The 23,462-nt window shown below is 69.3% G+C and carries 16 protein-coding genes and 1 riboswitch; of the genes, 9 read left to right on the forward strand and 7 right to left on the reverse strand.

Annotated elements, in window-relative coordinates; all coding sequences use genetic code 11:
• Positions 1-43: 43 nt before the first annotated feature.
• The 6 genes from thiD to PHA29_RS01675 form a co-directional block, all read right to left on the reverse strand.
• Positions 44-859, reverse strand: coding sequence for a bifunctional hydroxymethylpyrimidine kinase/phosphomethylpyrimidine kinase (gene thiD, locus PHA29_RS01650; RefSeq protein ID WP_270847703.1), 816 nt, complete (start codon positions 857-859; stop codon positions 44-46).
• Between the two features lie 57 nt (positions 860-916).
• Complete coding sequence (gene thiE / locus PHA29_RS01655; protein WP_270847705.1) at positions 917-1,591, reverse strand: thiamine phosphate synthase; 675 nt, start codon at positions 1,589-1,591, stop codon at positions 917-919.
• Complete coding sequence (thiM, locus tag PHA29_RS01660; protein ID WP_270847707.1) at positions 1,591-2,424, reverse strand: hydroxyethylthiazole kinase; 834 nt, start codon at positions 2,422-2,424, stop codon at positions 1,591-1,593. Before thiM ends, thiE begins: the two co-directional genes overlap by 1 nt.
• 127 nt (positions 2,425-2,551) lie before the next feature.
• The gene (thiC, locus tag PHA29_RS01665; RefSeq protein ID WP_270574701.1) at positions 2,552-3,883 is read right to left on the reverse strand and encodes a phosphomethylpyrimidine synthase ThiC; all 1,332 of its coding nucleotides are present in this window, start codon (positions 3,881-3,883) and stop codon (positions 2,552-2,554) included.
• Positions 3,875-3,992, reverse strand: a riboswitch (TPP riboswitch). Its footprint overlaps the gene before it by 9 nt.
• Before the next feature lie 334 nt (positions 3,993-4,326).
• Positions 4,327-5,133: a YaaA family protein gene (locus PHA29_RS01670; protein WP_270847709.1), complete on the reverse strand. Its 807-nt coding sequence runs from the start codon at positions 5,131-5,133 to the stop codon at positions 4,327-4,329.
• Between the two features lie 214 nt (positions 5,134-5,347).
• Entirely contained in the window at positions 5,348-6,739 is a 1,392-nt protein-coding gene (locus PHA29_RS01675; RefSeq protein ID WP_270847711.1) for an aminopeptidase, read from the reverse strand.
• Between the two features lie 1,424 nt (positions 6,740-8,163).
• Between PHA29_RS01675 and PHA29_RS01680 the strand changes: the two genes are divergently transcribed.
• The 8 genes from PHA29_RS01680 to PHA29_RS01715 all read left to right on the forward strand — a co-directional run bounded on the left by PHA29_RS01680 (position 8,164) and on the right by PHA29_RS01715 (position 20,978).
• Positions 8,164-9,672: a leucine-rich repeat domain-containing protein gene (locus tag PHA29_RS01680; protein ID WP_270847713.1), complete on the forward strand. Its 1,509-nt coding sequence runs from the start codon at positions 8,164-8,166 to the stop codon at positions 9,670-9,672.
• A 508-nt stretch (positions 9,673-10,180) separates the two neighbouring features.
• Positions 10,181-11,638 carry an aminoacyl-histidine dipeptidase gene (locus tag PHA29_RS01685; protein WP_270847715.1) on the forward strand — a complete coding sequence of 486 codons (1,458 nt, stop codon included), beginning with the start codon at positions 10,181-10,183 and terminating at the stop codon, positions 11,636-11,638.
• Positions 11,639-11,826: 188 nt separating this feature from the next.
• Positions 11,827-14,607, forward strand: a complete 2,781-nt coding sequence (gene polA / locus PHA29_RS01690; RefSeq protein ID WP_270847717.1) for a DNA polymerase I — start codon at positions 11,827-11,829, stop codon at positions 14,605-14,607.
• A gap of 106 nt (positions 14,608-14,713) precedes the next feature.
• Complete coding sequence (locus PHA29_RS01695) at positions 14,714-15,547, forward strand: Cof-type HAD-IIB family hydrolase (protein WP_270847719.1); 834 nt, start codon at positions 14,714-14,716, stop codon at positions 15,545-15,547.
• A gap of 696 nt (positions 15,548-16,243) precedes the next feature.
• The gene (locus tag PHA29_RS01700) at positions 16,244-17,476 is read left to right on the forward strand and encodes an argininosuccinate synthase (protein WP_270847721.1); all 1,233 of its coding nucleotides are present in this window, start codon (positions 16,244-16,246) and stop codon (positions 17,474-17,476) included.
• Positions 17,477-17,707: 231 nt separating this feature from the next.
• The gene (locus PHA29_RS01705; protein ID WP_270404101.1) at positions 17,708-17,941 is read left to right on the forward strand and encodes a hypothetical protein; all 234 of its coding nucleotides are present in this window, start codon (positions 17,708-17,710) and stop codon (positions 17,939-17,941) included.
• On the forward strand, positions 17,942-19,381 hold the full coding sequence (argH, locus tag PHA29_RS01710; protein ID WP_270404103.1) for an argininosuccinate lyase: 1,440 nt from the start codon (positions 17,942-17,944) through the stop codon (positions 19,379-19,381).
• A gap of 277 nt (positions 19,382-19,658) precedes the next feature.
• The gene (locus tag PHA29_RS01715) at positions 19,659-20,978 is read left to right on the forward strand and encodes an L-cysteine desulfidase family protein (protein WP_270847724.1); all 1,320 of its coding nucleotides are present in this window, start codon (positions 19,659-19,661) and stop codon (positions 20,976-20,978) included.
• A gap of 103 nt (positions 20,979-21,081) precedes the next feature.
• On the opposite strand, the gene PHA29_RS01720 is transcribed toward PHA29_RS01715, so the two are convergent.
• Positions 21,082-21,852 carry an HAD family hydrolase gene (locus PHA29_RS01720; RefSeq protein ID WP_270847726.1) on the reverse strand — a complete coding sequence of 257 codons (771 nt, stop codon included), beginning with the start codon at positions 21,850-21,852 and terminating at the stop codon, positions 21,082-21,084.
• 382 nt (positions 21,853-22,234) lie between these two features.
• On the opposite strand from PHA29_RS01720, the gene rpsA reads away from it, so the two are divergent.
• Complete coding sequence (rpsA, locus tag PHA29_RS01725; protein ID WP_270573675.1) at positions 22,235-23,389, forward strand: 30S ribosomal protein S1; 1,155 nt, start codon at positions 22,235-22,237, stop codon at positions 23,387-23,389.
• The last annotated feature ends 73 nt before the right edge of the window (positions 23,390-23,462 follow it).

The following is a 23,462-nucleotide window of genomic DNA, read 5'->3' on the forward strand; positions in this document are numbered from 1 at the left end:
GGGCCTTGTAGCCGCGCCGGCGCATCGATGAGGACACCGGACGTCAACCGCGGTGGCGCCACATGTGGTCGACGGGACCCGAGCCGCGGCCCAGGTCGAGACCCGCGGCGAGCGCTCCCGTGAGGTAGGCCTTGGCCTGCTCGACGGCGGCGGCGAGCTCGAGGCCCTGCGCCAGCCCGCAGGCGATGGCGGACGAGAGCGTGCATCCGGTGCCATGCGTGTTCCCGGTCCCGATGCGCTCGTGTCGGAACCAGGTGATGCGCGGCCCTGCTGTGCCCGCGGGCTCGGCGAGCACGTCGTTGGCGTCGGCGACGCCGTGGCCGCCCTTGACGAGCACGGCGCAGCCGAAGCGGGAGGAGAGCTCGCGCGCCGCGGCCTCCTGCCCGGCGGCATCGGAGATCGCCCTGCCGGTGAGGGCGGTCGCCTCCGGGATGTTGGGCGTGATCACGCGGGCGAGCGGCAGCAGGTCGCGCGTGAGCGCCGCCGTGGCGTCCCCGTTGATGAGGCGGGCCCCCGATGTGGCGACCATGACGGGGTCGACCACGATGTCGACGGCGTGCCAGCGCTCGAGACGCTGCGCGATCGTCTCGATGATGCCGGCCGACGACACCATGCCGATCTTGACCGCCGCGGGCGGGATGTCCTCGAACACCGCGTCGATCTGCTCGCCGACGAACTCGGGCGTCGCCTCGAGCACGTCGCGGACGCCCGTGGTGTTCTGCGCGGTGAGCGCCGTGATAGCGGTCTCGGCGAACAGCCCGTGGGCGGCGATCGTCTTGATGTCCGCCTGGATGCCGGCGCCGCCGCTCGAATCCGAACCGGCGATAGACAGCACGGCGGGAACGCTGAACGTGTCCATCGTCAACCTCCTTCTCGTTGCGTCATGTGGGATGGGTGCGGACGGCATCCGCCGCCGTCAGCGCGCGAGGGCCATGAGGGAGAGCTTGCCGGCCAGCTCGCGCGTGTCCCTCTCGATGTCCTCGGCGGCGAAGATCGCGGAAACCACGGCTGCGCCGGCGGCACCGGTCCCGTCGAGGATGTCGACCGTGCTCAGGTGCAGGCCGCCGATGCCGACGACGGGAATCCCGACGGCGCGGCAGATGCGTGCGAGCTCCTCGGGCGTGACGTCGGCGGCGTCGGGCTTGGTGGGCGTGGGGATGAGCGCGCCCACACCGAGGTAGTCGGCGCCCGCTCGCTCGGCGGCGACCGCCTGTTCCACGGTCTGCGCGGAGACGCCGACGATGGCGTCGGGGCCGAGGATGCGGCGCGCCTCGGCGCAGGCCGTGTCGGATTGGCCGACATGCACGCCGTCGGCGCCGACGAGCCGCGCCGCCTCGACGTCGTCGTCGATTAGGAACGGGACGCGCGCCTCGCGGCAGATGGGGAGGATCGTCCCCGCCTCCTCCACGAGCTCATCGGTCGTCATATGCTTCTCGCGCAGCTGGACGAAGGTCGCGCCTCCCGCGAGCGCCTCGCGCACGCACGAGGCGAGCGTGCGGCCGTGCAGCCAGGCGGAGTCCGTCACGGCATACAGCAGCATGCCGCGACGGATATCCGCCGGCGTCCAGGGGCCGCGCTGGGCGGCCGGCATCACAGCTCCTCGATCTTGGCGCCGGCCATGAGCCGGTCGGCGGACATGTTGCAGATGGCGTCGAGCAGGTAGGTGCGGAAGCTGCCGTTGCCGTCGGCGGGCGTCATGCGCGCCGCGGCGACCTCGCCGGCAAGACCGTGGCCCGCGACGGCGGCGACGGTCGCGCCGAAGACGTCGTCGGGGTTGGCGACGGCATACGCGGCGGCGACGCAGGTGAGCATGCAGCCGGTGCCGGTGATCTTGCCCATGGTCGCCACGCCGTTGCGGATGGCGACCGCGCGGTCCGCGGAGGCGACGATATCGATGGCGCCTGTGATGGCCACGACGGCGCCGAGCTTGGCGGCGAGGCTGCGGGCGAACTCGGCGCTCGCGGCGAGGTTGTCCTCGGTCACGGCGTCATCGGGGTTGACGTCGACGCCGCGGGTCGCCGCGGCGGAGCCGGCGATGGTCTTGACCTCGCTCATGTTGCCGCGCACGACCGTGACGGGCAGCGTGTCGATGAGCTCCGCCGCCGTGTCGGTGCGCAGCTTGGATGCGCCGGCGCCCACGGGGTCGAGCACGATCGCGTGGCCCAGCTCGCCCGCGCGCCTGCCGGCCACGCGCATGCCCTCGATGCTGCGCCGGTTGAGCGTGCCGATGTTCAGCACGAGGCCGCCGCAGATCGAGGTGATGTCCTCCACGTCGTCGGGCTCGTCGCTCATGATGGGGGAGCCGCCGCACGCGAGCAGCGCGTTGGCGCAGTCGTTGACCGTCACGTAGTTGGTGATGCAGTGCACGAGCGGCACGGTGGCGCGGACGTTGTCGAGTGCGCGGCCGAGTTCAGCCATATCCATGGTGGTATTCCTCTCTGAGATGGGGGCGGGCCTCTCGCCCAGCCCCGGATGGGTTCCAATCGCGTCCTGCGGGCGTCGGCCCCGCGGCCGCGCCCGCCGCCGGCCGCGGGGCCGACGGGTGTATCCGCTACTGCGCGTCGAGGTCGATGGTCGTCCCCTCGAACACCTTGTTGACCGTGCGCACGGCGCACATCTTGCCGCACATGGTGCAGGTGCCCTCGGTGGAGGCGGGGGAGGCCTCGTAGCGCGCCTTCGACGTCACCGGGTCGAGTGCGTAGGTCCACATCTCGTCCCAGGCGAGGCGCCGGCGGGCGTCGCCCATGCGGTTGTCGACATCCTGCGCGCCGGGCACGCCCTTGGCGATATCGGCGGCGTGCGCGGCGATCTTCGTGGCGATGAGGCCGTCGAGCACGTCCTGCGCGTTCGGCAGGCACAGGTGCTCGGCGGGCGTCACATAGCACAGGAAGTCCGCGCCGGCGCTCGCGCTGACGGCCCCGCCGATCGCCGCGGTGATGTGGTCGTACCCCACGCCGATGTCGGTCACGAGCGGGCCCAGCACGTAGTAGGGCGCGTTGTGGCACAGGCTCTTCTCCATGCGCACGTTGGCCTCGATCTCGTTGATGGGCATGTGCCCGGGGCCCTCGATCATCACCTGGACGCCGGCGTCCCAGGCGCGCTTGGTGAGCTTGCCGAGCTCGATCATCTCGGCGGTCTCCACCGCGTCGTTGGCGTCGTACAGGCATCCCGGGCGGCAGGAGTCGCCGAGCGAGATGGTGACGTCGTACTCGTGGCAGATCTTCAGGATCTCGTCGTAGTACTCGTAGAAGGGGTTCTCGTTGCCGGTGACCTCCATCCAGCCGAACAGCAGCGAGCCGCCGCGGCTCACGATGTTCATGAGGCGGCCGGTCTCCTTGAAGGTCTTGACGACGCTCCTGTTGATGCCGCAGTGGATGGTGAGGAAGTCCACGCCGTCCTCGGCGTGGGCGCGCGTGACCTCGAGCAGGTCGTCGACGGTCAGCTCGACGAGCGGCTTCTCCATGTAGCCGATGGCGTCGTACATGGGGACGGTGCCCACCATGAGCGGGGTGCGTTCCACGAGCTGCTGGCGGAAGAAGCGCGTCTTGCCGGAGTTGGAGAGGTCCATGATGGCGTCGGCGCCGAACCGCTCCGCCGTCGCCACCTTCTCCCACTCGACGTCGGCGTCGGCGACGTCGCCCGAGATGCCCAGGTTCACGTTGACCTTGGTGGACAGGCCCTCGCCCACGCCGCGGGGCTCGAGTCCGCGCTCCAGGTGGCGGATGTTGGCCGGGATGGCGATGCGGCCCGCGGCCACGCCCGCCCGGATGAACTCCGGATCGCGGTGCTCGCGCTCGGCCACGGCGCGCATGGCGTCGGTGACGACGCCGGCCCGCGCGTAGTCGAGCTGTGTGATCAGGTTGCGGTCAGTGGATGCGTCCATACGCATGCTCCCTTCGTTGGCATTACCCATATCAGGTTCGTCGGGTCGGGACGGGCGGCGCCCCCTCTCAGCCTGCCGTGGTGTCCTGCAAGCTCCCCGTGATATGCGATTGTGAGATTCGATTATAGTGCCGCGGGTCATTTTGGGACGGGGTCATTTCGGGTCATTTGGGTCATTTTGGGACGGGGTCATTTTTAGTCATGTCTCCCACGGTCCATTTTATTCTGGGACGGGGTCATTTTGACCCATGTCTCCCCGGAGCGTTTCTGAACGCCCGGGCCTTCGCGTTCGGCGCTCCTGCGGCGGGACATATCTGCCCGCCCCGCCCCGTCCCAGAGGTTCCCTCGAAAACGTGCATCACGAGTCTGTCGCTGGTTTTCGGTGCGATGCAGGCACCTTCCGAACCAGGTGAAACGCGTCGATTGCCGTTCCCCAATCGCGCGTCAGGCGCGCTTCATGAACACGAGCGTGCGGCCGTCCTCGGACGAGAGCTCCGGTGCGTAGGCGTAGCCTACGTCGAAGCGGACCAGGTCCTCCGTGCGCTCTATGCCGTTCTCGGCCATCCAGCGGACCATCGAGCCGCGCGCGATCTTGGACGCCGTGGCGCGCTGCACCGGCTTGCCGACGCGCAGCTCCTCACCGAAGATGCAGGTCACGGCGTGTGAGCCTGCCGGAAGATGGGGCAGCACCGCCTTGGCGTACTCGACGCTCGCCAGGTTCACCGCGCATGTGGGGCCATCGGCGCACATCGCCTGTGCCAGCCGGTCGCCCCAGAAGGCATAGAGGTCGCGGGCGCCGTCGACGGCGAGCTTCGCGCCCATCTCCAGGCGGTAGGGCTGCACGGCGTCGAACGGGCGCACGCAGCCGTACAGGCCGGAGAGCACCCAAAGATGCGCCTGCAGCCATTCGAGCTCGGAGAACCCCATGACCTCCGGCGCCATGCTGCGGTACTGGATGCCCACGTAGGAGAACAGGGCGGGGGAGACGAGGCGCGCGACCGCCGGGTCGTCCAGCTGCGCCTCGTGGGACACGGGCTCGAATCCGTGCAGCCGCTCGATGTTCTCAGCGAGGAGCTTGTCGTTCACGCGCCAGAGCGCCTTCAGTCCCTCGGGGCCCTGCCTGCGTTCGATGTCGCGCAGCTCGCGGACGAGGCGCTCCGTGCGTTCGGGAAACGGCGGGATGCCGCGCGGCGCGAATGCGTCGGCTGCGACGCGCATCTGCTTGGCGGGGGAGATGATGACCTGCAGCATGGGGCCTCCTGGGTTCGTCGTGCGCCCACGATGATACCCGATGGCGAGGCGCCCGGTCGGGTCCCCGCGTGTCGCGGCCGCGCGGGGCAATCCGCTACGAGCGGGCGCCGCACCGCCTCCGGCGCCGCCTTCTGCGCGTGAAACAGCGGACCCGGGTCCGGCGCGCTCGGCCGGGCCCGGGTCCGATCGGTGGGCGGATGCGGTGTCGGCGGCGCTACGCGCGCTCGATGAACGCCTTGTAGCCCTTGTAGGCCTCGTAGACGTCGGCCTTGTTGGTGACCTCCCACAGGGCGTGCATGGACAGCACGGCCACGCCGGAGTCGATCACGTCCATGCCGTACTCGGCGAGGATGTAGGCGATCGTGCCGCCGCCGCCCGCACCGATGCGGCCGAGCTCGCAGGTCTGGAAGTCGACGCCCGCCTCGTCCATGATGTCGCGCACGAGCGCCATGTACTCGGCGTCAGCGTCGTTGGAGCCGGACTTGCCGCGCGAGCCTGTGTACTTGTTGAAGCACAGGCCGTGGCCCATGATAGCGGCGTTCTTCTTCTCGAATCGGTCGGCGTAGAGCGTGTCGAAGCCGGCCGACACGTCGGAGGACAGCATGCGCGAGTTGGCCAGGCAGCGGCGCAGGGCGAGCGGGCCGCCCTGCCCGGCGAGCTCGATGATCTCCGCGACGGCGTTCTCGAAGAAGCGGCTCGTCATGCCGGAGGCGCCCACGGAGCCGATCTCCTCCTTGTCGACGAGCAGGGTGACGCTCGTGCGCTTGACGTCGGCCACCGCGAGCTGGGCGGCGAGCGAGGTGTAGGCGCAGACGCGGTCGTCCTGGCCGTAGCCCAAGATCATGGAGCGGTCGAGGCCCATCTCACGGGCCGGGCCGGCGGGGACGACCTCGATCTCGGCGGAGAGGAAGTCCTCCTCCTCGATGCCGTAGCGCTCGGCGAGCAGGTCGACGATGGCCTGCTTGACCGGCTCCTTCGGCGCGTCGTCGCCCTCGATCACCACGGGGCGGCCGCCGATGATGACATCGAGGTTCTCGTGGTCGACGGCCTCGGACGCGGGCTTCTTCATCTGGTCGGATGCCAGGTGGATCAGCAGGTCGGAGACGCAGAAGACGGGGTCGTCGGCGTCCTCGCCCACGGCGATGTCGACGGTGGAGCCGTCCTTCTTGCACACGACGCCGTGCAGCGCCAGCGGGGTGGCGACCCAGTGGTAGGCCTTCACGCCGCCGTAGTAATGGGTGTCGAGGTAGGCCATGTCGCCGGCCTCGTACAGCGGGTTCTGCTTGAGGTCGAGGCGCGGCGAGTCGATGTGCGCGCCGAGGATGGACAGGCCGTCCTCGAGCGGGTCGGAGCCGAGGTTGACGAGCATGAGGGTCTTGTTGTGGCTGACGGCGTAGACCTTGTCGCCGGCGGCGAGCTTGCGGCCGGAGGCGACGGCCTCGTCGAGGTTCACGTACCCGGCGGCCTCGGCGAGCGCGACCGAGGCGCGCACGCACTCGCGCTCGGTCTTGTTCTCGGAGATGAACGCGCGGTAGTCGCCGCAGAGCTTCTCGAGCTCGGCGAGGGACGCCGCATCGTAGGATTTCCAGGCGTTCGGACGCTCCATATGGGCTTCCTTTCACGATAGCTGACAGTTCCGAATGGCATGGTAGCACGGAGCCCGAGGGCCGGCGAGGGGGTGCGAGCCGCGCCCGCGGCTTTGGGTCGGGCTGGAGGGGTGAGGAGCTGCGAGCCGTGCCTGCGGCTTCAGGTCGGGCCGGAGGGACGGTCCTCCTGCATCAATGGAGGTGGTATGAGTGCTGCGCGTCTTATCCGGTGCACGGCTATGCCTGCTCCGCGGCCGAGTCAACGTGGACGGGTGCGCCATCCGGTGCAGGGTGAAAACAAGCGGCACGGCGGCGACATCCCGTTAAGGCGCACCAGGAGGAGGCGCTGGCCGAGTGCTCCCTGCGCATGCGGGGATGATCCCAGCGAGTTGAGGTTGCGCCCGCTGTAGATGCCGTGCTCCCTGCGCATGCGAGGATGACCCCCAGCTCAAGACCAAGTGGATGACCGCTTGGACGTGCTCCCCGCGCATGCGGGGATGATCCCTTAGGGGTGACGTTCAGGAACGCGCTGCCGATGTGTTCCCCGCGCACGCGGGGATGATCCCTGGTTGAACGCCTCGTCCAGGAGCTTCACGGCGTGCTCCCCGCGCATGCGGGGGATATCCGGTCGTCTGTGACGTCATGACACATGACCTTGAGTGCTCTCCGCGCATGCGGGGATGATTCCCTGAGAGATGTGTCGGAGGTCGATTGGGAGGAGTGCTTCCCGCATATGCAGGGACTATCAACCGTCCTGCTTATGAAGGATGCGACCTGCAGGTGTCTCCATGCGCAAACGGGGAGTATCCATGGCTTTCGACGGCGACGAAGTAGCATCTGTCGTATTCAGGGCGCGATTTAAGCTGACGCTTTTCGACGTGTCCGATGTGATGGATTGAGATCGAGTGGCTCGATGCGCGCTCATCAGGGGCGGGGAGGGGTGGTCAAAAAAGTGACGAATTGCGAACCTGCATAGCGCTGGCAGCCCAAACGGGGGCATCATGCCGGAGGTGCCCCTTGTCCGAGCCGGGGTTTCCTTCACCTTATCAAGAACAAGTCCTGAGAGCGATGCCCTTCAATTCCTGAAGGTTCGCAATTCCCCCATTTTTGACCACCCCCGGTCGGCACGTATCGCCGGCGGCGAGAAACCTATACAAATTCGAGCGTGGAATCGAGGGGCTTCGCCGGACAATATGCATCGGTGGATCAATGACCGGGATTCTCGCTGCATGAACGGCAGCGGAAGGCGCCTTGCCGGTCAAGTCGCTGCCCCTGCCTGTCAGCACCGCCCCCCGCCCCGCCCGCCCCGCGCCCCGCAGGCCGGCAGCCCGGAAGCCGTCGAGCCCGGTACGCGCACCTCCAGCTCGCGCGCATCGCACGCGACCTGCGGTACAGTGGTCCCATAAAGGCCGCAGGCCGGCGTGATCGCATGAAAGGGCTCTGCATGGACTACATCGAGGCTCCCGATCTGTACACGGTGCGCAGCTACGAAAGCTGGACAAGCAGGCGTCGCCTCGCGCATGCCCTGAGCCAGGCGTCCTCCGCACCGCGCCCGGGAGCCGCCTCCTTCGAGGACCGCCGCGGCCTGCCCGTCCGTCTGCCCGAAGCGCGCCGCACCGAGCTCATCCAGGCTGCCCGCCGGCACATCCCGCTCGGCGCCAGCTTCTCCTCGTCCGCGCTCCGCGTGCACCTCGTGCCGACGGCGGAACATGTGCCCCCGCAGAGCTACTATGCCCTCAACGACTGGCTGAGTTCGTACGCGGAGTTCTACAACCTGCCCGCTGGGACCGCGGGGCCGCAGTACTGCCGCAGGGAGAGGATCGACTTCGCCGCGCCCGGCATGTGGGGCGTCTGCGACACCCTTGACCCCGAGCTCATCGAGGCGTTCCTCGCGGAAGGCTATGGCGAGGACGCCGACGCCTCCGCGGCGGTCGACGCCCGCGACGACAACCTCCTCGCGCTGTACCGGCGCTACGGGGTCCCGCTCGCGCCGAAGCGCGTGATCGACGGCACGCGATACATCCGCCCCTGCCGCGGCGGCTTCGAGATCGCCGTCCCCGACGGCGTGGTCGCGATATCCGAGCGGGCCTTCGGCGCCGGCCGCATGACCATGGCGCAGTGGGGCCCCGATGTTCCGAAGTCGCTGTTCATCGGCGACCTCATCGGGGGCGAGCCGGTGACCTTCGGCTCCCGCGACCTGAGGTGCAAACGCCTCGAGCTGCCCGATTCCCTGCGCTACATCGGTCCGCGCGCGTTCGAGGGGATGCGGATCGAGGACGTCGTCCTGCCCCCGTCGGTCGAGTACGTGGGCCCGGGGGCGTTCTTCGGCGCGAAGCGCATAACGGTCTTCGACACCGTGTCTCCCGAGGCGCGCCTGGCGGACGAGGCGCTCGACATGTTCGACGGGACGCCCAACGCGCCCATCGGCTGGCTGGGGCTGAGGCCGTGTGAGTGCACGCAGCTCGCCATCGGTGACGCCGAGATGGCCGATTTCGAGGTGATCGTCCGCTCCGCCGTGTCGGGCGAGGTGCTGTACCGGGTTTACATGCCGTTCGGCCAGATGGGCGATGCGAAGCGCAACGGGGCCGTCAAAGGACGGTATCTTCACCTCGCCGCCACGCTCACCTCCTCGTGGGGGCGCTGTGCGAGCTTCGCGTTCGCGCACCTCGATCAGATGCACGACAGGCTGCCCGGCCAGCGCGCCAAGCTCAAGACGGCGATCAACCGCCTGGCGTATCCCGTGGACCTCTCCGCGGAGGCGCGCGAGCGCTACGAGGCGTATGTCGCGCGCAACGCGCGCCGCGCGGTGGCGATCATGGCGGAAGACGACGAGGTCGACGAGCTGCGCGCGGTGGAGCACCTGGTGGTCGGGAAGCGGAATCGCAGCTCGTTGCTCGAGGTGTGCGCGAAGGCCCGGCGCATGCGCTCCCACCTCGAAGGCCTGGCCCGATAGGGGCGGGCGCATCGGGCGCCGTGCGGTGCCGTCATGCGGGCGTATCGGACGCCGTGCGTGTTCCGCCGAGCGAGACAATGGCGTGTACGCACGCTATTGTCTCGCCAGCGGGCCCCTTCAGCGAGACAAATGCGTGCGCGCACGCCATTGTTTCGCTGCGGTCCCGGCCCCGCCGGACGCCCGGCCGGTCCCGGCTCCGCCCTGCCGCCCGGCCCGTTGCCCGCCCTCGTCCGGCCGCCCCGCCCGGCCGGCCATCCGCCCGGCCGGCCGTCCTGCCCGTCGCCCGCCCCGCCAGCCCCCTCGGCACACCTGTCGCATCCCTCCTGAATGCATAGACGGCCCGCAGATTTGCATACCGCATGTCGTTTGCCGCCGCGCGCGGCCCATTCCTGCGATCGCGCACCCGCAGGTCGCGCGCTTCTGCGATGATAGGGCATGCAAAGCGATCGCCGGCCGGCACGCCCGCCCGGTGAATCGAGGACGGCCGCCGTCGACCAAGGAGGTATGCATGGCATACATCATCACCGGATACCAGCCCGAGAAGCTCTTCCAGTACTTCGAGGACATCAGCGCCATCCCGCGCGGCTCGGGGAACGAGAAGGGCATCAGCGACTTCCTCGTCGCCTTCGCGAGGGAGCGCGGGCTCGACGTGTACCAGGACGGGGTTTACAACGTCATCATCAGGAAGCCGGCGAGCGCCGGCACCGAGGGCGCCGCCCCCGTCATGATGCAGGGCCACATCGACATGGTGTGCGACAAGCTCGCCGGCGTCGAGCACGACTTCGAGCGCGACGGCCTGGAGCTCGTCGTGGAGGACGGCGTGCTCACCGCGAACGGGACCACGCTCGGCGCGGACAACGGCATCGCCGTCGCGCTCATGATGACGGTGCTCGACGACGACACCCTCGTGCACCCCGCGCTCGAGTGCGTGTTCACCACGGACGAGGAGACCGGCCTGGTGGGCGCCGAGACCCTGGACAAGTCGCAGATCTCCGCGCGCATCATGATCAACCTCGACTCTGAGGAGGAGGGCGTGGCGACCGTGAGCTGCGCCGGCGGCGTGGTGGCGACCCTCACGCGCTCCTTTACGCGCGAGCACGTCGAGGGCAGCTCGCTCACCATCGAGATCTCCGGCCTTCTGGGTGGCCATTCCGGCTCCGACATCCACCTGGAGCGCGGTAACGCGAACCTCCTCATGGCCCGCATCGTCGAGCAAGTGCTGCGCGGGACCGCGGCGCGCCTCGTGAGCTTCAACGGTGGCACCAAGGACAACGCCATCACGCGCGAGTGCACGGCGGTGCTCGCCCTTACCGACACCGCCGACGCCCAGCGTGCGGCCGACATCGCCCGCTCCGTCGCGGCCGACATCGCCTGCGAGCTCGAGGTCTTCGACCCCTCGTTTGTCTGCACGGTCGAGGTTGCCGACGGCGTCGCTCTCGACGCGATGGGCGCCGAGGACACCTGGGCGCTCATCCGCGTCATCCGTCTCGCGCCCAACGGCGTGCTGCGCCGCAACGTCGCCGCGGACGGCTTCGTGGAGGTCTCCTCCAACCTGGGCGTCGTCATCACCGAGGATGCCGGCCTGACGGTTCTGCTCTCGCCGCGCTCGTCCATCGCGTCGCTCCAGGAGGAGATCAAGGAGCGCATCCAGACGCTCGCCGATACCCTGGGCTTCAACGTCTCGTTCGACAACGAGTACCCCGGCTGGAGCTATGCCGAGCACTCGCACGTGCGTGAGGTCTTCCAGCAGAGCTATCGCGAGCTGTTCGGTACCGAGCTCAAGATCGAGTCGATCCACGCCGGTCTCGAGTGCGGCCTGTTCGCCGAGGCCCTGCCCGGGCTCGACGCCATCGCCGTGGGCCCCACGCTGGCGAATGTGCACACGCCCGACGAGAGCATGTCGCTCGACTCCGCCGAGCGCTTCTACCGTCTGCTCGTCGACGTGCTCGCCCGCCTGGCCGCATAAGGCGCGCGTCCCAACCGACCGGATCCGCCCGAGGGGGCGGTGGGCGCCCGATGCCCGCCGCCCCTTCGTCGTCCACCGGGCCCGCCGTCTCTGCGGCGCGGGCCGGCTGCCGGCGCGCCCCGCCGGGGCATTCCCGTCCCGCCGATGGGGTAGACTGATGGGCAGTCCGCAACCGAGAGGATGGCATCATGCCCGATACCCCCGCGTCCGATACCCGCCGCGTCTTCGCCGTCATCGACGGCAACTCGCTCATGCACCGCGCCTACCACGCGGTCCCGCCCACCATGAACGCGCCGGACGGGCGGCCCACCAACGCCATCTTCGGCTTCCTCAACATGTTCCTCAAGATGGTCGACGCCTTCCATCCCGACGGCGTCGCGGTCGCCTTCGACCGCGGTAAGCCGCGCGTGCGCATGGAGATGCTCCCGCAGTACAAGGCGCAGCGCCCGCCCATGGATCCCGATCTGCGCGAGCAGTTTCCCATGATCAAGAAGCTGCTCGGCGAGCTGTCCGTGCCCATCCTGGAGGCCGAGGGCTGGGAGGGCGACGACATCTTGGGCACGCTCGCCCGCGCCGGTGAGGCGGCCGGGTGCGATATGTACCTCATCACCGGCGATCGCGACATGTACCAGCTGTCCACCGACCACGTGAGGATCGTGGGCACCAAGAAGGGCCTGTCCGACGTCCAGATCATGACGCCGGAGTCGGTCGAGGACCTCTACCACGGCATCACCCCCGCCCTCGTGCCGGACTTCTACGGCCTCAAGGGCGACAGCTCCGACAACATCCCCGGCGTGCCGGGCATCGGGCCCAAGAAGGCGAGCGCCCTCATCAACCAGTACGGCAGCCTGGACGAGGTCATCGCCCACGCCGACGAGGTCAAGGGCAAGATGGGCGAGAACCTGCGCGCCCACATCGACGACGCGCTGCTCTCGCGGCGCGTGGCGACCATCCAGACGAACGCCCCGGTCGAGCTCGACTTCGACGCCACGAGCTTCCCCGCCTACGACGCGGCGGCGGTCTCGTCCGCCTTGGGCGAGCTCGGCATCAGCGCCATGCAGAACCGGTTCCTCGCGCTGCTCGCGGGGGAGGGCGGCGCCCCGGTGCAGGCGGCGCCCGCCTTCGAGCTGCCCGCCGTGCTCCGTGCGGACGCGGTGACGGGCCGGGGCGTGGACGAGGCGGTCCGCGAGATGCTGCGCGCCACGGGGGAGGGCGAGTGGGTCGCCGCGGCGATCGACGACGACCGCGAGGCCGGCGCCCTGTTCGGCCTCACCCACACGCTGTGGGTCGCGACCTCCCGCGCGCTGCTCGCCTTCGAGGAGCCCGAGACGGGGGACGTCGCGCCGCTCGATGCCCCCGGCATCGACACCGCGCACGGCCTCGTCGCGGGCGCGCTCGCGCACCTGCTCGCGGAGGGCAAGGTCGCCTCGCCGGACATCAAGGCCCTCATCCACGAGGTTGTCCCCGTCGACTCGTCGCTGCCCGCCGCCGCGGACGCGCTCGACGCGGATCCGGCGCGCATCTTCGACACGACGGTCGCGGCCTACCTGCTCGACTCCGCGCGCTCGTCGTTCGACGACGCCTACATCGCCGACACCTACCTGCACGCCCCGCTGCCCCCCGCTGCGGGCGAGGAGGGCGCCCCCGAGGACGCCGCCCCCGCCGCCGCGCGCTCCGCCGCGCTCGCCCTCGCCGCGCTCGAGCCGCTGGCCGAGGCGCTCGACCGGGAGGGCGCCGTGCAGGTGTTCACCCAGATCGAGATGCCGCTCGTGCCCGTCCTCGCGGACATGGAGCGCGCCGGCATGCTCGTGGACCCCGAGCGGCTCCAGAGCATGTCCGACAAGCTCTCCGGTCAGATCGACGAGCTCGCCGGCCGCATCCGCTCGCTCGCTGGCGACGACTCGTTCAACATCGCGAGCCCCATGCAGCTCTCGCACATCCTGTTCGATGTCATGGGGCTGCCGACCAAGGGCCTGAAGAAGACCCAGCGCGGCTACTACTCCACCAACGCCCGCGTGCTCGAGGACCTCGCCCGCGACCACGAGGTCGTCCGGCTCATCCTCGAGTGGCGCGAGAAGACCAAGATCAAGTCGACCTACCTCGACACGCTGGGGCCGCTGGCCGGCCAGTACGGCGACGGCCGGGTGCACACCACCTACAACCAGACCATCACCGCCACGGGGCGCCTGTCCTCCTCCAACCCCAACCTGCAGAACATCCCCACGCGCTCGGAGCTGGGGCATACCGTGAAGACGGCGTTCTCGGCGGGTCCGGGCAAGGTGTTCCTGGCGGTCGACTACAGCCAGATCGAGCTGCGCCTGCTCGCCCACCTCTCGGGTGACGAGCACCTCATTCGCGCGTTCAACGAGGGCGAGGACTTCCACGCGGAGACGGCGGCGCGCGTGTTCGGCATCCCCGTCGAGGAGGTCACGCGCGAGCTGCGCAGCCGCGCCAAGGCGGTGAACTTCGGTATCGTCTACGGCCAGCAGGCCTACGGCCTCTCGCAGTCGCTCGACATCCCCATGGCCGAGGCCCGGCAGATGATCGACCGGTACTTCGAGGCCTACCCCGGCGTGCGCGCCTACCTCGACCGCACCGTCGCGGACGCCAAGCGCCTGGGGTACGCCGAGACGATGTTCGGCAGGCGCCGCCCGATCCCCGAGCTCAAGATGCGCGTCCCCGCGCAGCGGGCGTTCGGCGAGCGCACCGCCATGAACCACCCGATGCAGGGGAGCGCGGCCGACATCATCAAGATCGCCATGGCGCGGGTGGCCCGCCGCCTGCGCGAGGAGGGCTTTGCGGCCCGGATGGTCCTGCAGGTGCACGACGAACTCGATTTCGAGTGCCCCGAGGGCGAGGTGGAGCGCCTGACCGAGATGGTGCGCGCCGAGATGGAGGGCGTCGTGGAGCTGCGCGTCCCGCTCATCGCCGAGGCGTCCACGGGCGTCACCTGGGCGGACGCGAAATAGGGGATGCCAGGGTGTCTGGAGGGCGTGTGCAGGTCGCGGTTCGCCGTGCCCGGAGCGTTCCGTTGTGCCATGATGCGGTGCGGCACCGTAGACTGAGGAGGCGCGCATGCAGGGATTCGAGGCAGATGCCGGGCTGGCGTCCGTGAAGCTCGTGGCGAGCGACATGGATTGCACGCTGCTGGCGGACGACGGCAGCATGCCGTCGAACATGCCCGAGCTCATCGAGGCGCTCGCGGACGCGGGCGTGACGTTCTGCGCGGCGAGCGGGCGGCCCCTGTACACCCTGCGCGCGATGTTCGGCGACTACGTCGACCGCATGGCCCTGCTGTCCGACAACGGGGCCGCCATCTGGTGCGCCGGCGAGCTCGTGTTCAAGGACCTCATCGACGTGGCCACCTATCACGAGCTCATCGACTTCACGCTCGCCGACGGGCGCGGATGCCCGGTGGTCTGCGGTATCGAATCGGGCTACCTGCGCACCTGCGACCGCGTGCACGACGCCTTCTTCCGCCGCTTCTTCACCGAGATCACCTACCTCGACGACCTCGATTCGCTCGATGCGGACGTCAACAAGTACACGGTGTACTTCCCCGAGGGCGACTCCGAGGAGGTGTTCGCCCGGACCTATCGCGACGCGTGGGCGGGGCGCTTCTCGGTCACCACGGCCGGTCCCGAGTGGATCGACTTCATGAACCCGCATGTGGACAAGGGCCGGGGCATCAAGCGGCTGTGCGATCACCTGGGCATCTCGACCGCGGACGCCCTCGCCCTGGGCGATACCTACAACGACGTCCAGATGCTCGAGGCCGTGGGCCACAGCTACGTGGTCGCCAACGCCGGGGAGCACATGCGCGCGCACGCGCGCTTCATGGCGCCCTCCAACAACGAGCGCGGCGTCGCCCGCGTGATCGAGGCCCTGCTCGCGGCGAAGGCCCGGTAGGCCGGCGGGCAACCTTTTTGTCGCGCAAACCGATCATCCCCGTCCCGCGCTGAGCGGCCTGCCGCCCGGGCTCGGCCGATGCCCGCCTGGGCTCGGCTGCATACGTAAAGCCGTATCGGTGCATATAGTTTCAAGCGTGTTACAGCCGCCTCCGCAGGTCGCCCATATCCCTTCTGTTGCGAATCGGCAGGTGGAACGGGATATACGGCGAACGGTAAAACTTTTTTCCTTAAATTCGCGGTTTTCGGTTTCGCGAGCGTTTGCTTTAGCGTATAGTAGCGCGCAACGTGAAGCGGCCGAGGGGCTCGCGCCCGGCGGCGCCCTTCACGGATCTGAAGGCGCGTACTGACGCAACGGAAGCGGGAGAGCACACGGTGGGCAACCAGATGGCTACATACGAGGGCATGGCGGCGATCGCCATCCTTCCCGGCCAGACTGCCGCCGACACCTGCATCCGACGCCAGCGCGCTATCTCCCGACGACGATAAACCGAGTCGTCTCCGTTCGCTTGGGGCAAGAGGCCCCAGCGGGGTTCGTCGATAGGTGCGTCGGGTTCACCTCCGCAGGCGGAAGCGTCATGCGCGCTCCGCAGGGGGTCATTCTAGAAACACAACTCGATTTCGCGTATGCGCAGCGCAGGCACTGCAGAGACGGGCTCATCCGGTTCCATCCGCTCATCTATCGAAAGGAACTTTCATGAGCAAGGAAAAGGTCGTACTCGCGTACTCCGGTGGTCTTGACACGTCCGTCTGCATCAAATGGCTCCAGGAGGAGAAGGGCCTCGACGTCATCTGCGTCCTGGGCAACGTCGGCCAGGAGCTGCACGGTCTCGAGCAGAAGAAGCAGAAGGCGCTCGACCTGGGCGTCATCGACTGCCACGTGCTCGAGCTCAAGGACGAGTACGCCGACGAGTACCTGACGAAGGCCATCGCCGCGAACTCCATGTACGAGAACAAGTACCCGCTGCTCTCTGCCCTCTCCCGCCCGCTGCTCGCCGCCAAGCTCGTCGAGATCGCCCATCAGTACGACGCCACGTACGTGGCCCACGGCTGCACCGGCAAGGGCAACGACCAGGTCCGCTTCGAGGCCTCCATCCTGACGCTCGACCCCTCGCTCCAGGTCATCGCCCCGGTGCGCGAGTGGGATCTCAAGTGCCGCCCGGACGAGGTCGCCTACGCCCACGCCCACGGCGTGCCCGTCCCCGAGGGCGCCAACGACAACCCCTACTCGATCGACGACAACCTGTGGGGCCGCGCGATCGAGTGCGGCGTGCTCGAGGACCCCTGGAACGAGCCCCCGCATGACGTCTGGGTCATGACCAAGGACCCCGAGGAGACCCCCGACACCGCGACCTACGTCGACATCGACTTCGAGGGCGGCAAGCCCGTCGCGCTCGACGGCGAGAAGATGCCCCTGGCCGCGCTCGTGGCGAAGCTGAACCAGGTCGCGGGCGACAACGGCTACGGCCGCCTCGACCTCATGGAGAACCGCATGGTGGGCCTCAAGTCCCGCGAGTGCTACGAGGTGCCCGCCGCCCTCACCCTCATCAACGCCCACAAGGCCCTGGAGGACCTCACCCTCGAGCGCGACGTGCTGCACCAGAAGCTCTATCTCGAGCAGACCTGGGCCACCTGCGTCTACAACGGCCAGTGGTTCAGCCCGCTGAAGAAGGCCCTCGACGCCTTCATGGCCGAGACCCAGAAGTTCGTGACCGGCACCGTGCGCGTCAAGTTCTTCAAGGGCCACTGCACCGTCATGGGCCGCAAGAGCCCCTGCTCGCTGTACGACTTCGGCCTGGCCACCTACGACCGCGACACCACCTTCGACGAGAAGGCCGCGGAGGGCTTCATCCAGATCGAGACCCTCTCGCTCAAGACCTGGGCCAAGATGCAGGGCCCCACGTCCGAGGCCGCTGCCGGCCTGGCGTAGGGGCGCCCGAGCCCGGGCGGCCCGTCCTCGCGCCGCGTCCGGGACGGCCGGCCTGAGCGCCGCCGGCCGCGCGACCGGCCGTCCGCCAGCGACTCGGCGGGCGGCTTCTCGCGAGATCTGCGCGGCGGCGCGTCCGCGGTGCCGTGCGCCCGTCATTCTCAGCACACCCGAGCCCCGGTCCGCCGGGGCTTCCCGTGGCGGCCGATTCGCGCCGCCGGACAAGGAGAACCCATGCTCAGCTTCCTGGAATCCCTCGCACCCGAGCTCAACGAGGACGCCGTGCTCGCGACGCCCCCCTCGCTCAAGGACTGGTGTGCCCATCGCGGCCCGCGCGCCAACGTCGCCGCGTTCTTCGACGACGGGGCCGCCGAGCCCGCATCCGAGCCGGCCGCCCTTCCCGAGCTGATGCACATCGAGGGTCCGCGGACCGCCGTCCGTCTCTTCATGGCTCAGGAGGCCTGCTAGATGGCGCTGTGGGGAGGTCGCTTCGAGGAGAACGTGGCCGAGGCGACCCAGGAGTTCGGAGCGTCGCTGCCGATCGACCGGCACCTGTACCGTCAGGACATCGCCGGCTCGAAGGCCCATGCGGCCATGCTCGCCGCCCAGGGCATCATCGATGCGCGGGACGCCGACGCGATCAGCGCGGGGCTCGACGGCATCCAGGCCGATATCGACGCGGGCCGCTTCGCCTTCGATATCAACGACGAGGACATCCACATGGCGGTCGAGGGCGAGCTCACCCGCCGCATCGGTCCGGCCGGCGGCAGGCTGCACACCGGCCGCTCCCGCAACGACCAGGTGGCGACCGACACGCGCCTGGCGGCCAAGGCGCTGGCCCGCGGCCTCATGGAGGGCAACCTCGCGCTGAGGCGCGCGCTCGTGTCCGCCGCGCGGGACGCGGGGGATGCGATCCTGCCGGGCATGACGCACCTGCAGCACGCCCAGCCCGTCCTGTTCTCGCACCACCTGCTCGCCTACGCCTGGATGCTCGCGCGCGACTTCACCCGCCTGCGGGCCGCGTTCGACGCCGCGGACGCCTCGCCGCTCGGCGCCGCGGCGCTCGCCGGCACGACCTACCCGCTCGACCGGCAGATGACCGCGGACGCCCTCGGGTTCTCGCGGGTGATCGAGAACTCGCTCGACGCCGTCTCTGACCGCGACTTCCTGCTCGACCTCGAGTACGCCTGCTCCGTCATGGCCGTCCACCTCTCCCGCCTGTCCGAGGAGATCGTGCTGTGGAGCAGCCAGGAGTTCGGCTTCATCACGCTGTCGGACGCGTACTCCACGGGGTCCTCGATCATGCCGCAGAAGAAGAACCCCGACTTCGCCGAGCTCATCCGCGGGAAGACCGGCCGCGTGGTGGGCGACTTGGTCCAGCTGCTCGTGACGTGCAAGGGCCTGCCGCTCGCCTACAACAAGGACCTCCAGGAGGACAAGGCCGGCGCGCTCGATGCGGCGGAGACCCTCGAGCGGTGCCTCGCCGTCATGCGCGGCATGGTGTCGACGTGGACGGTGAACGCCGGGCGCATGCGCCAGGTGATGCACAAGGGCCATCTCGCCGCCACCGATGTCGCCGACTACCTCGCCAAGCGCGGCATGCCGTTCCGCGAGGCGCACGCCGTGGTGGGGCATCTCGTGCTCGAGGCCGAGCAGGCGGGCTGCGACATCTCCGAGCTCCCGATCGAGACGTTCCATGCGGCGAGCGACCTGTTCGGCGACGACGTGGTCGGGGCGTTCGACCTCGACGCCATCGTCGCGGCGCGCACGACGCGCGGCGGCACGGCGCCCACGGCGGTCGCTGAGCAGATGTCCCTGGTCGAGGCGGGCATCGCCGCGGACGGCGACGCCCTCGCCGGGCTGTCGCCCGTCGTGGAGATGGGCGAGGGCACCCGCTCGGTGCTGTAGGGGCGCCTCGCCGCATATGACGGAGCCCGATGCGGCCCGGTCCCCCTGCGCGCGGGGCCGGGCCGCTTCCCGTGCGCGGGACGGGGACGTCCGGCTCGCTTCACATGCGCGGGACCGCGTCGCCGTCGCTGTCCGCCCGGGACGCCGCGCGATCGGCGCCGCGCCCCGTCCGAAGGTCGGGCCGCCGGTGCCGTCCGCCCGGTCCCGCTCCCGCCGCGCCCCCGAAATGAATACAATGGTGCTCGGAATGTATCAGCTCGAACACCGAGGAGCCGCCATGCCAGCTTCGCACGCCGCGCCGTTCTGCACCGATGTCCGCGACCGGGCCTTCTGCGAGGTGCTGAACGAGGAGCTCGTCTGCGCGCTCGGATGCACGGAGCCCATCGCCGTCGCGTACGCCGCGGCGCTCGCCCGCGCCACCCTCGGCGCGGAGCCGGAGTCGCTCGAGGTGGGCTGCTCGGGCAACATCATCAAGAACGTGAAGAGCGTGACCGTCCCCAACTCGGGGGGCATGCACGGCATCGAGGCCGCGGCGACCCTGGGGGCGGTGGGGGGCGACTCCGGCAGCGCGCTCGAGGTCCTGGAGTCCGTGACCGAACCGGATATCGAGCGCACCCGCGCGCTTCTGTCCGACCCCGCCTTCTGCGCGGTCTCCCTCGTCGAGGGCGTCCCCAACCTGTACATCAAGGTGCGCGCGCACGCGGCCGGCCATGTGGCGGAGGTCGTCATCGCCGAGCACCACACCGACGTGGTGTACCGTGCGCTCGACGACGCGGTGCTCGAGGGGGCGCGCGAGCAGGACCCGGCGCTGCACGCCGACGAGCCGAACCCCGCCTACGAGCTGCTCACCATCGACGCGATCATCGGGTTCGCCGAGGACGGCGACATCGAGCCCGCGCGCGCGGCGCTCGAACGGCAGATCGAGCTCAACGACGCCATCTCCCGCGAGGGGCTCGCCCACGCATGGGGCGCGGAGGTGGGCCGCACGCTCATGGAGTCCCGCGAGCACGACGCCCCCTGCCGCGCCCGTGCCCGCGCCGCCGCCGGCTCGGATGCGCGCATGAGCGGCTGCGCCCTGCCGGTCGTCATCGTCTGCGGGTCGGGCAACCAGGGCATCACCGCCTGCCTGCCCGTCATGGAGTACGCCGAGGGGCTCGGGGCCGACCGCGAGCGCCTGGTGCGCGCGGTCGCCCTCTCCGACCTGGTCGCCGCGCACGTCAAGGGCTATATCGGCGCGCTGTCCGCCTTCTGCGGGGTGGTGTGCGCCGCCTGCGGCGCCGGGGCCGCGATCACCTGGCTGGCCGGCGGCACGCCCGAGCAGGTGGGCGCCACCATCGTCAACACCCTCGGCAACGTGGGCGGCATCGTCTGCGACGGCGCCAAGCCGAGCTGCGCCGCCAAGATCTCCGCCGCGGTGGACGCGGCGATCCTCGGCCACGAGATGGCCATGGCCGGCCGCGGGTTCCGCGCGGGCGAGGGCCTGATCCAGGAGACGGTCGAGAAGACCATCGCCTCGATGGGCTATGTGGGCCGCGTGGGCATGAAGCCGACCGACGTGGAGATCCTGAACATCATGATCGGCAAGACGAGGGTGTAGCGCACCGTCGGCCCGTGTGCCGCGCCGGCTCCCCGCCGCGCCCCGGACCGTCCCGGCGCCCTTCCGCCCGCCGCCGCAGGGCCGCGAGCCCGTGTGCCGCGGCTCAGCCCACGTCCTGCACGAGCTCGAGCAGCCGCCGCTCCTGGCGCTCGGCATGGCGCTCGCAGATCTCGTCCAGGCTGCGGGCGAAGTCCGCCATGCGCCCGCACCAGGTCGCGCGCACCGGGGTGCCGCGTCCCACGTAGGCGGTCTGCAGCCCGATATCGGGGGAGGGGAAGTCGCGCTTGGGGTCGTTGCCGACCATGAGGGCCTCCTCGGGGGCGAGGCCGAGCACGTCGAGCGCGTCGCGGTAGTAGTCGGCGCTCGGCTTCACGCGGCGCGTGTTCTCCATGGTGGTGACGAGCTCGAAGGGCGCGTCGAGGATGCCCGCCCAGCCCATGCGGCACTCGATGCACGCGGCCCCGAAGCTCGGGTTGGTGAGCAGGGCGATGCGCAGCCCGCGGTCGAGCACGGCCTCCAGGGCGCGCTGCGCCCCCTCCATGGGCCTGGCGCCGATGATGGCGTCGTTGCGGTCGGGGAGGACCTCGCGCTCGTAGAAGGCGAGCGCGTCGGCGATGACGGGGTCGGAGAGCACCACGCCGCCCCTCCGCTCGATCGCGGTGTCGAACAGCTCGCGGTTGGTGCACTCGTTGTCGCGGTCGGCGCGGTTCAGGTCGAGCATCGCCGCGGTGTAGGAGGCGAACATGGAGAGCGGGTTGCGGCGCCCGATCTGGGCCAGCAGGGAGGACTCGTCGCGCGCCAGGACGGCGATGAACGCGCTGAGGTTGATGTCGAGCAGGGTGTCGTCCATGTCGAACACGACGGCCTTGAGCACGGGGCGCCTCCCTTCCGTCCTAACGCCCGGGTCCCGCCACGCCTATCATGACACGGGGGCCGTATCATGGCACGGGGGCTGTCCTACCTGTCATAATCGGGACGACATGCCTTGTACCCACTCCGCGCGCGGGCAGACGGCGCGCGGGCGCGCGGACGGACGTTCCTTTTCGTACCGCTTACGTAAAAATCACGTCTCGACCTTGAAAATCCATCCGATTCCTCGTAATCTAGGCAAACGTGGCTGCAGAAGCAACCACATACGTATCTGTCGGCTCCCGAGAAGTTCCAAACGGTGCGCACGGCGCCCGGGCCCCGCCCGAACGGCGTGCAATCTGCAGGTCCTAGCAATCGGGGCCCCGTAGTTCGAAAGGGGTCCACCTTTGAGTGAGATTCAGAACTCGTCCATTTTCTCCCTCGATGACGTCAATGAGGAGGAGATGAACAGCCTCATCGACGGCACGATCACCGATTTCGACGAGGGGGATCTGGTCAACGGCACCGTCGTGAAGATCGAGCACGACGAGGTCCTCGTGGACATCGGCTTCAAGTCCGAGGGCGTCATCCCCGTCCGCGAGCTCTCCATCCGCAAGGATGCCAACCCTGCAGACATCGTCTCCCTGGGCGATCCCATCGAGGCCCTCGTCCTTCAGAAGGAGGACAAGGACGGCCGTCTGGTGCTCTCCAAGAAGCGCGCTGAGTACGAGCGCGCCTGGAACCGCATCGAGGAGAAGTTCAACTCCGGCGAGAACGTCGAGGGCGAGGTCATCGAGGTCGTCAAGGGCGGCCTGATCCTCGACATCGGCCTGCGCGGCTTCCTGCCCGCCTCCCTCGTCGACCTCCGTCGCGTCAAGGACCTCAGCTCCTACCTGCACACCCGCATCGAGGCCCGCGTCATCGAGATGGACCGCAACCGCAACAACGTCGTGCTGTCCCGCCGCGTGGTGCTCGAGGAGTCCCGCAAGGCCGAGCGTACCGAGATCCTGTCCAAGCTCAAGGCCGGTATGCGCCTCAAGGGCACCGTCTCCTCCATCGTGGACTTCGGCGCCTTCGTGGACCTCGGCGGCATCGACGGCCTGATCCACATCTCCGAGCTCTCCTGGAACCACGTCAACCACCCCTCCGAGGTCGTCAAGGTCGGCCAGGAGGTCGAGGTCGAGGTCCTGGACGTCGATCTCAACCGCGAGCGCATCTCCCTCGGTCTCAAGCAGACCACCGAGGATCCGTGGCGCGCGCTCGTCAAGAAGTACCCCGTGGGCGCCATCGTCGAGGGCACCGTCACCAAGCTCGTGCCGTTCGGCGCCTTCGTCGACCTCGGTGAGGGCATCGAGGGCCTCGTGCACATCTCCGAGATGGCCAACAAGCACGTGGACCAGCCCAGCCAGGTCACCCACGTGGGCGAGAAGGTCCAGGTCAAGGTTATGGAGATCGACCTCGACCGTCGTCGCATCAGCCTGTCGATGAAGTCCGCCGCCGAGACCCTCGGCGTCGAGATCGAGGTCACCCCGCTGCCGTCCGAGAAGAAGGACGAGGAGTAGCGCCGCGTTCGCTTCGTCGCGCATATGATTGCCAGGCCCCTGGGAAACCGGGGGCCTTTTTCTGCGCCGCCCC

Origin of the sequence: Candidatus Collinsella stercoripullorum (assembly GCF_027669965.1) — a bacterium.
GTDB classification, from domain to species: domain Bacteria; phylum Actinomycetota; class Coriobacteriia; order Coriobacteriales; family Coriobacteriaceae; genus Collinsella; species Collinsella stercoripullorum.